8 protein-coding genes are annotated in these 8,972 nt (G+C 38.2%); 5 read left to right on the forward strand and 3 right to left on the reverse strand.

Going from position 1 to position 8,972, the window contains the following annotated elements; translation table 11 throughout:
* The 5 genes from UC75_RS05130 to accC form a co-directional block, all read left to right on the forward strand.
* Window positions 1-1,689 (forward strand): TonB-dependent receptor (locus UC75_RS05130; protein ID WP_228137098.1); only part of this gene is annotated, 1,689 nt, incomplete at its 5' end.
* 213 nt (window positions 1,690-1,902) lie between these two features.
* A complete protein-coding gene (locus tag UC75_RS05135; protein ID WP_049836914.1) occupies window positions 1,903-3,228 on the forward strand; it encodes a Y-family DNA polymerase in 1,326 nt (441 codons plus the stop codon).
* 235 nt (window positions 3,229-3,463) lie between these two features.
* Window positions 3,464-3,919, forward strand: a complete 456-nt coding sequence (gene aroQ / locus UC75_RS05140) for a type II 3-dehydroquinate dehydratase (protein WP_004791768.1) — start codon at window positions 3,464-3,466, stop codon at window positions 3,917-3,919.
* Between the two features lie 17 nt (window positions 3,920-3,936).
* Entirely contained in the window at window positions 3,937-4,356 is a 420-nt protein-coding gene (locus UC75_RS05145) for an acetyl-CoA carboxylase biotin carboxyl carrier protein (RefSeq protein ID WP_004791766.1), read from the forward strand.
* Window positions 4,357-4,373: 17 nt separating this feature from the next.
* Window positions 4,374-5,744: an acetyl-CoA carboxylase biotin carboxylase subunit gene (accC, locus tag UC75_RS05150; protein ID WP_004791764.1), complete on the forward strand. Its 1,371-nt coding sequence runs from the start codon at window positions 4,374-4,376 to the stop codon at window positions 5,742-5,744.
* 45 nt (window positions 5,745-5,789) lie between these two features.
* Here accC and UC75_RS05155 read toward each other — a convergent pair whose 3' ends face one another.
* From UC75_RS05155 to UC75_RS05165, 3 genes are all read right to left on the reverse strand, one after another.
* A complete protein-coding gene (locus UC75_RS05155; RefSeq protein ID WP_004791762.1) occupies window positions 5,790-6,293 on the reverse strand; it encodes a hypothetical protein in 504 nt (167 codons plus the stop codon).
* Between the two features lie 155 nt (window positions 6,294-6,448).
* Complete coding sequence (locus UC75_RS05160) at window positions 6,449-7,615, reverse strand: MFS transporter (protein WP_212771763.1); 1,167 nt, start codon at window positions 7,613-7,615, stop codon at window positions 6,449-6,451.
* A gap of 465 nt (window positions 7,616-8,080) precedes the next feature.
* A partial coding sequence (locus UC75_RS05165; protein ID WP_228137099.1) for a spore coat U domain-containing protein occupies window positions 8,081-8,972 on the reverse strand: 892 nt, incomplete at its 5' end.

Here is an 8,972-nt window from a genome sequence, read left to right on the forward strand (position 1 = left end):
ACCGCAAAAACCGTTATTGGGCTTCAAACACCTTTAACGAATTTCCGTTCTGATGCTTTGGGTGGAGATATTCACCAATATTTCACAGGCAGCTTTAATGCATTTGATTATGCATTTGATTTTGGTTATCAACGTATTGGCAGCCCATACGATGCAAGTGGTGACCGTGTTGCACCTGAACCAAGTCAGGGCGACCTTTATGATTCCGATGGCTACAGCGTAGGCGGTAAACTTGGTTACCATATTGATGACAATCAATATCTACAATTTGCTGCAAACTACTATAATGCAGAGCAAGACTCAGATTATGCATCTGACCCAAGTGTTAAAAAAGCTCCAGCTGGTACAGTGCCAGCCAAAGCAATTAAAGGATTAAAGCTTAAAGACCAAAATAAAAATGAAAACCAGATCTACAATTTGACCTATACCAATAAAGACTTATTAGGTAATAAGGTTGATGCTCAAATTTATTACCGCGACTTCTTTACCCGTTTTTCACCATTTGATGCTCGTGGAAATGCAAACCGCGGCAAACAAGTCGACCAGATTTATCAAGAAAATAATGTACTCGGTAGCCGCTTAACTGTGACCACACCACTTGAGTTTCTAGGTGATACCTCATTGGTTTGGGGTGGTGACTTCAGCCGTGAAAAAAGCGAAATGCCTTTAGATATTTTCGACCAAAAAATTTATGATCAATCAGGTGGTCTAGAATTTGTAAAAACTGGCAAGCTCATTTATTTACCCGAACTTACCACGCAAAGTGTTGGTGGTTTTGTACAGTTAAAACACCGCTTTAATGATCAATGGTCAGCAGAAGCTGGTACACGCTATGAAGACAGCTATGCCCAAATTGATAGCTTTGTTCCATTATCACAATTAGGCAAGACTAACCCTTACACTGTTCTGGGCGGAAAAGTGAAAGCTGATGCATGGTTATACAATGCTAATGTAACTTTCTCTCCAAATGATCAAAACTCGATCTATGCATCGTTTAACCAAGGTTTCCAATTACCTGATGTTGGTTTGATTATCCGTAATGCTGGTGAAGGTTTTAACCTTGGTTCATCATTCTTAGAGCCAGTAAAAGTAGATAACTATGAACTCGGCTGGAAAGGAAACTTCAATAACATCTCATCAAGTTTAGCTGTATTCCACTCAACTTCTGACCTTGGTGCTGTGCAGTCTTTTAATAATGGTTTAGTACTGGCTAGAACCAAAGAAAAAGTAACTGGTGTAGAGGCAACTTTTGACTATCTTGACGATGCAAATGTTTGGGGAACTGGTGGTAGCGTTACTTGGATGAAAGGCCGTGAAAAACCTCAAAGCGGTTCTGAACAAGACATGACAGGTTTCCGTATTCCACCATTAAAACTCACAGCTTACGTTTCTTATAGTCCAACAGAAACTTGGACGAACCGCCTACAAGCAACTTACTTCGGTTCAGAAGATTACCGCTTGAACGGCGTAAATGGTTTTGGTCGCTACGATGTAAAAACGTATACAACAGCAGATTTAATCAGTAGTTTTGCACTTAACAAAAAAGACACTGTGACGATTGGTTTAGAGAATATGTTTAACCGTAAATACTATCCTCTTTATAGCCAATTATTAAGAACAAGTGATAACACTAGCCATTTGGTGGCAAATGGCGCAACGCTTAAAGTGACTTATAGTCACAAGTGGTAAGTAAAACCGACATAAAGTGTGTCACAAAAAGGGAGATCAGCGCGATCTCCTTTTTTTTTACTAAAAAAATAAAGTTTTATCTTCTTTCCTTTATTAGCTAAATGCCGACTGTCGGAACTCCCCTAGCTTTCCACTAGAAATTTTGTTAACTTGATTTTGTTACATATTCAAAATTATGTAGTTTTACCAACATTTTTAATGGGGCAAGTCAGAATGGACATCTCACACCGCGAAATTTACGCGCTTGTAGACATTAATAACTGTTATGTCAGTTGTGAGCGACTATTTGACCCCAAACTTATTGGCGTGCCAGTTGTCGTGCTTTCTAATAATGATGGATGTGTTGTATCACGCAGTGAAGAAGCAAAAAACATGGGTATAAAGATGGCAATCCCATGGTACCAAATTGAAGAAGAAGCTCTCCAAGCAGGCGTACACGTCTATTCAAGTAACTACACTTTATATGCTGAGATGTCTCGTCGCTTTTTTTCGGTTTTAGGTGAATTCTTCTCACCCGATGATTTAGAAGCTTATTCTATTGATGAATGCTTTATCCGTTTAACCCCTTATCTTCAATCTCTAGATATTCATTCTCATTGTGCCAAAGCAGTAGAAACCCTAGAAAAATGGTTAAGCTTACCTTGCTGTATTGGCATCGGATATTCCAAAACTCAGGCCAAGTTAGCCAATCACTATGCTAAAAAAATTAAAAGCTTTAAGGGAATTTGTAATTTCACTACTTTAGATCCCCTACTGCTTGAAGACCTCATGCAACAAACTTCTGTCAAAGAAGTGTGGGGAATTGGCTATCAATTGGTCAAACAATTACGAAGCTATGAAATTTATTCATGCCTAGACTTAACTTTTGCCAATGAACACCATCTCGCAAAAGCTTTCTCGGTGGTTATGGCACGTACTATTCGTGAGCTAAAAGGCCAATCCTGTATCCAACTTGATGATCCTGCTATCTTAACAAAACGAATTTTAGCATCACGAAGTTTCGCTCAAGCTTTATCCAGCATTGAGATTATTAAACAAGCGCTTATCTTTCATCTCAATCGTGCTCATCGGCGTTTAATGAAACAAGAACAGCTGTGTGCCTGTATTCAAGTCATGCTTTATGAAAAAACAGATAAACCACCTTATAAAAAAGCATCATCTCAAGCGATAGGTTTAACGTATGCAACAGATGATCTATGCATATTAACTAAAGCAGCCATGCAACAAATTGATGTTTTATATAAAGAAAATAAAAAATATATTAAGATTGGAGTCTTATTTTGTGGTTTGCATGCCCGTCAACATCACATTGATGACTTATGGCAACCTCTTGAGTTGATTCAGCAAAGACAACAACTCATGAAAACCCTAAGTACAGTTCGTAATCGATTCGGCAGTCACTATCTACAAGTCGGTTATCATTCCCGTAGTCCATCTTGGCATATGAAACAATGTCACCGTTCAAAAAACTATCTAACTCGATGGAATGAGCTACTTGTAATTGGAGAGAATTCTACAGCCGTTACACAAAATACATGAACTGTTTTTGTCAATTCAGTTTAAAATGAGCTTCATTAAATTACTTGAAATTTTGTCATTTTTTAACATTGCTAAATCATCGCAAAATTTACAATATATAAGCCGAATTTGGTATACCCTTTCTGCGACAATTAAAACAAATTATAAAAAAATTGTAGAAACATATGCCATAATAAGCAAACTTTGCAGACATCTTGCAAAGAATATTTGCAACTTTAGAGCTGGAGCAATCTGAATGAGTTCGACCATTTTGGTGATTCATGGACCGAATTTGAATTTGCTGGGAAAACGCGAACCAGAAGTATATGGTCATCTTACCTTAGGTGATATTAACCAACAACTCGTTATCCAAGCTCAAAACGCATCAATTACATTAGATACTTTTCAAAGCAATTGGGAAGGTGCCATTGTTGACCGTATTCATCAGGCACAAACCGAAGGCGTAAAACTTATTATTATTAATCCTGCGGCCCTCACCCATACTTCCGTTGCTCTACGCGATGCCCTACTCGGCGTTGCCATTCCATTTATTGAAGTACATTTGTCGAATGTCCATGCAAGAGAAGCATTTAGACATCATTCATATTTATCCGATAAAGCAATTGGCGTGATCTGTGGTCTTGGTGCAAAAGGTTATAGTTTTGCACTCGATTACGCTATTGAAAAAATTCAACCATCTAACCCAAACTAGTTTAGGAATAGTCGCCCATGGATATCCGCAAAATTAAGAAACTCATCGATTTAATGATTGAGTCTGACTTGCAAGCGATTGAAGTTAAAGAAGGTGATCAATCAATCGCTTTAACTCGCCGTAGTCCAGTCGTTGCTGCGGCTGGTGTAGCACTTCCGGCAGCTCCTGTTGCAGCAGCACCAGTTGCAAAAACACCACGCGGAGCAGTTGAAACTTCTCCAATGGTTGGTGTGTTCTACGCTGCTCCAAGCCCAGGCGAAGCACCATTTGTTAAAGTAGGACAAACTGTATCTGCTGGTGAAACTTTGGGTATTATTGAAGCAATGAAAATCATGAACCCAATTGAAGCAACTCAAAGTGGCGTGGTTGAAGAAATTTTAGTGAAAAATGGCGATGTAATCCAATTCGGTCAACCTTTATTCCGTTATCGCGCGTAATTACCTCGGGGACGTCTATGTTGCAAAAAGTTTTAATTGCAAACCGTGGTGAAATCGCTTTACGAATTACCCGGGCTTGCAAAACATTAGGAATCAAGACTGTTGGTATCTATTCAGATGCTGATAAAGATTTGATGCATTTACGTTTTGTTGATGAAGCAGTATGTATTGGTCCCGGTGCAAGTAGTGATAGCTATTTAAATATCCCGGCAATTATTACTGCTGCAGAAATTACCGGTGCCGATGCTATTCATCCTGGCTATGGTTTTCTTTCAGAAAATGCTGAATTTGCTGAAATTGTAGAAAGTTCAGGTTTTACTTTTATTGGTCCACGTCCAGAACACATTCGCCTTATGGGGAACAAAGTTTCTGCGATTGTTGCCATGAAAAAAGCTGGTGTACCAACTGTACCTGGTTGTGACCATGCTGTAACCATCCACAATGCCCTTGCAGAAGCTAAAGAAATCGGTTTCCCGCTTATTGTTAAAGCGGCATCTGGTGGCGGTGGACGCGGTATGCGTATTGTTGAGCGTGTAGATACACTACTTGAATCAGTTCAAGCAGCTCAGCGCGATGCAGAAATGTGGTTTGGTGACGATACCGTTTACATGGAACGCTTCTTACAGAAACCTCGCCATGTTGAAGTGCAAGTTCTTGGTGATGGTAATGGCCATGCGATTCATTTATATGACCGCGACTGTTCATTACAACGTCGTCACCAAAAAGTATTAGAAGAAGCACCTGCTCCAAATCTACCAGAGCAAGCTCGAGCTGATATCTTAGAAGCATGTGTTCATGCATGTCAGTTAATGCAATATCGTGGCGCTGGTACATTTGAATTTCTATTTGAAGATGGTGAATTCTTCTTTATCGAAATGAACACTCGTGTTCAGGTAGAGCACCCTGTTACTGAAATGGTTACTGGTGTTGATATTATTGAACAACAGTTACGTATTGCAGGTGGCCTAGGACTAGAGCTTCAACAAGAAGACATCAAAGTTAATGGTCATGCAATCGAATGTCGTATCAATGCTGAAGATCCAACAACGTTCTTACCTTCACCAGGTAAAATCGAAAGTTTCTATGCGCCAGGCGGTGCTGGTATTCGTTTAGATTCTCATATCTACCCAGAATATAGCATTCCACCTTACTATGACTCTATGATTGCTAAACTGATTTCTCATGGTAAAGACCGTGAAACATCACTTGCTCGTATGCGTCAAGCGTTAGATGAAATGATCCTTACAGGAATTAAAACTAACATTCCTCTGCATAAAGATCTCATTTTGCAAGATAAGAGCTTCTGTTCTCAAGCAATGGACATCCATTACCTTGAAAAGCACTTATTAAAGCAATTGGAAGAAAAGAAGAAAGCTGAAACTGCATAATAAAAAAGCCTCTTATACGTAAGAGGCTTTTTTATATCTATTATCTTATGGTAGGACTCTACGTAAAGTCGCAAAACACTGCTCACCCTTAGCGGTCGAACAGAAGTTGATAGTATGGTCATTTTTCCACTGTACAAAATACTGAGAAACATCACCTGTTTGATCTTGTTTCTGACCTGAACAATCTACTTTATTATTATCAAATTTAATTTGCATCACTAAAGCAGCTAACTGCTCTTTAGGGTCATCAGATGGTTGATATTCATATAAACCGTATGACCACTCTTGACCACTTTTGATCACTACATCATTACTACTACGGAAGTTATAATATTCCACACATTTCTTATTATTTGGAATTTCCATTCCCCATAATCCCATAATTTCAGGACGCGTAACAATACGTATAGCATTAGGATTACTTGCAGTCCGAACGGGTTGTTCGGCTGGCTGTTGAGTAGCCGTTTCTGCCACAGCTAAACCAGAACAAGCCCACAATAATCCAATAATATAAATATTTTTCATAGATTTATTAATCATTAAACGCATGAAGTTAAGTTAGCATATTTTTTGACAAAATCACTGCTCCATAACCATATAAAAACAATATTTTTCAACTGTAACGTGCTACAACAAGTCATCAAACAATTTTATATTTACTTGCTTTTTTCAATGTAAATCATTTGTTTTAGATTATCTCAAGCTTAGACAGCTGAGGAATCGACTTGTTTCGGAAGCCACATTACAAAGCACAAACCTAACAGCACAACCACACTGGCACACATAAAGATGAGTTCACCAGAAAGAATTTTCCAGAAATGCCCAGCCAGAACACTACCAAAAGCGACACCCAGCCCCCACATGGTGCTGTAAAGAGCTTGTCCACGCCCTTGTTGTCCAGCAGAGAAGTTTTGAAAAATAACTCTCATTGCAATTAAATGAAATAAACCAAAACTAAAAGCATGCAAACACTGTGCAAAAAGCTGACCAACAAAGTAATGTGAAAATAGTGCAACCAGCATCCAACGTATGCTCGTCACGAGCAAACACACAACGACTAAACTACGCCACGAAAAGCGTTGAAAAATCTTTGAGGCAATTGAAAACATAAAAATTTCTGCAAAAACCCCCATCGCCCATAAAAATCCAATTTCAGTCGTACTGAAATTCAAAGATTTCAGAAAGTTACTATAAAAACTATAAAAAGGTGCATGTGAAAAAAGTAAAATAAATTCAATTGTGAAAAATGCAGCTACTGTCGGACGCTTTAATACAGGAAGTAAAGGCTCTAACTTTTTCTGTGATGGAGGTGCACCATCCGGTTCTCGAATTGTAAAAGACCAAATAAAGGCTAATGAAGCAATAATTAATAATAAAATTGGAAGCATCGAAATAGGTACTATTTCCAGAAGTGCACCAATAACAAAAACACCGACAATAAATCCAACAGATCCCCACTTACGAATTTTGCCATAAAGTTTAGCTTTTTGATCACCCAACCAAAATAAAGTAACCCCTTCAAATTGAGCTAAAATAGCATTTTGGAAGAAGCTAAAAATAAGCATGAGTAAAGCTATGGATTGAAACGTATTTGGCACTATAAAAATAGCCAACCATATACACGATTCCATCCAAGTTGCTAGCCGCACTAACAGCATTCGCTTACCAGATTTGTCGGCAACCCATCCCCATACTAAAGGCGCAAAAAAACGAGTTACAATCGCAATTGATGATAAAACACCAATTTCTTGATAATTAAACCCTTGATCTTGAAGATATAAATTCCAATAAGGCATGAACGTACCAACAATGGAATAGTAAAAGAAGTAGAATCCGCCGAGTCTAGTTTGGATTGTAAGTGGTTGGAACAAGTTATAAACCTTAGTAGTTTCAATAGGTTAAAATTCGAGATAATTGTATATTCAAAGCATCCCAACCCCATAATTTTAACACTTTGTTTTCCAATACAAATAACTAAATTATTAATAACCAACTTCGCCTCTAAAAGCTTTTTTTATTGATAAGAAAGGCTAAATGAATATAAGGAAACTGTAATTTAATTTGTACAATCTGTTAACTTGTGTAAAAATACATTTAATATTCATAAGGTATTTATTCATCAGATGTTTTTTCTTATCTTTTTAATTTGTCTTTTTCTATTTTTACTTATTCTAAAACAACATTACCGTTGATCACCTTTTTACATCTATCTTTTCTTTAAAAGCTTTTACACCATCTTCAAATTAGAACAATTAAAAAATCAAATCTAAATCTCATGGCTATTCGCATGAGCAACCCAATATAAAACAGACTCAATATCAAATTCCAACAGATTATTAATAGGTTACTGTAACAACTATCGTATCTGAGTAATTACCAGGTGTCGTTGAAATAGCTGTACCCTGCGGAATTTTTCCATAGACATTTGTACTTTGGGCAGTGCCTGAGCCTGTTTTAGAAACACCTCCAGAACCTCCAACCGTGGTTACACCACCCGTTGCGTCCCATACCGCACTATAAGTTGAGTCCTGATATAACTGATAAGGGATATATTGACTACTACCATTTGTCATACGTCTAAAGCCGCCAGCAATACGGCTATTTCCATCGCCCAAATAAATGCTATATGAGGTGCCATTGTTGCACGTCGTATTCACCGCACCTTGCGCGGTATAATCACGACTCGTCGTACCAATATCATTGATATTGCCAAAATCTACATTTGATGTTGAATCCAATTGGCACAAACTCGGCATAACATAATTAGCAGTGATAGTGGTATTGCCTGAGTCCCATCCTCCACCACTATTTCCTTCACAGACAGTACTAGAGCTTGCTTGCATGTCCCAAAAAAGTTGAACCGTACCCGTATATGTCCCTTTAGGATAGGCAATAAGAGACCCTGTGCGGGCTGGGACTTTCACATTTACCGAGTAACTAATAATATTATTTGAAGCGACCGTTCTCACTGGACCATACCAGACATTTGAGGTTTGGTTGGTGGTAGAAGATCCAGCCCCACCTACAGTTGCAGTGACCGTATAAGGTAATGAAATGCTGGTATTAGTATTTGTGGTTCCCGTAAATACGGTTTTCATACACATATAACCTGAAATTTCAGGAGTAGTACGCCCTCCAAGACAGCTAATCGTGCCAGAGAAGTTAATGTTTGCGTCACTATTAATAGTGGCAGCCGTATAAGTATACGTACTATTAGTTGTTCCTGTT

The organism is Acinetobacter sp. V2, assembly GCF_001188385.1.
GTDB classification, from domain to species: domain Bacteria; phylum Pseudomonadota; class Gammaproteobacteria; order Pseudomonadales; family Moraxellaceae; genus Acinetobacter; species Acinetobacter oleivorans.

Excerpts from the sequence above, each read along its gene's own strand:
- UC75_RS05155 (WP_004791762.1), bottom strand. The coding sequence starts at position 6,293 with ATGCGTTTAATGATTAATAAATCTATGAAAAATATTTATATTATTGGA.
- UC75_RS05135 (WP_049836914.1), top strand. The coding sequence starts at position 1,903 with ATGGACATCTCACACCGCGAAATTTACGCGCTTGTAGACATTAATAAC.
- UC75_RS05145 (WP_004791766.1), top strand. The coding sequence starts at position 3,937 with ATGGATATCCGCAAAATTAAGAAACTCATCGATTTAATGATTGAGTCT.
- aroQ (WP_004791768.1), top strand. The coding sequence starts at position 3,464 with ATGAGTTCGACCATTTTGGTGATTCATGGACCGAATTTGAATTTGCTG.
- accC (WP_004791764.1), top strand. The coding sequence starts at position 4,374 with ATGTTGCAAAAAGTTTTAATTGCAAACCGTGGTGAAATCGCTTTACGA.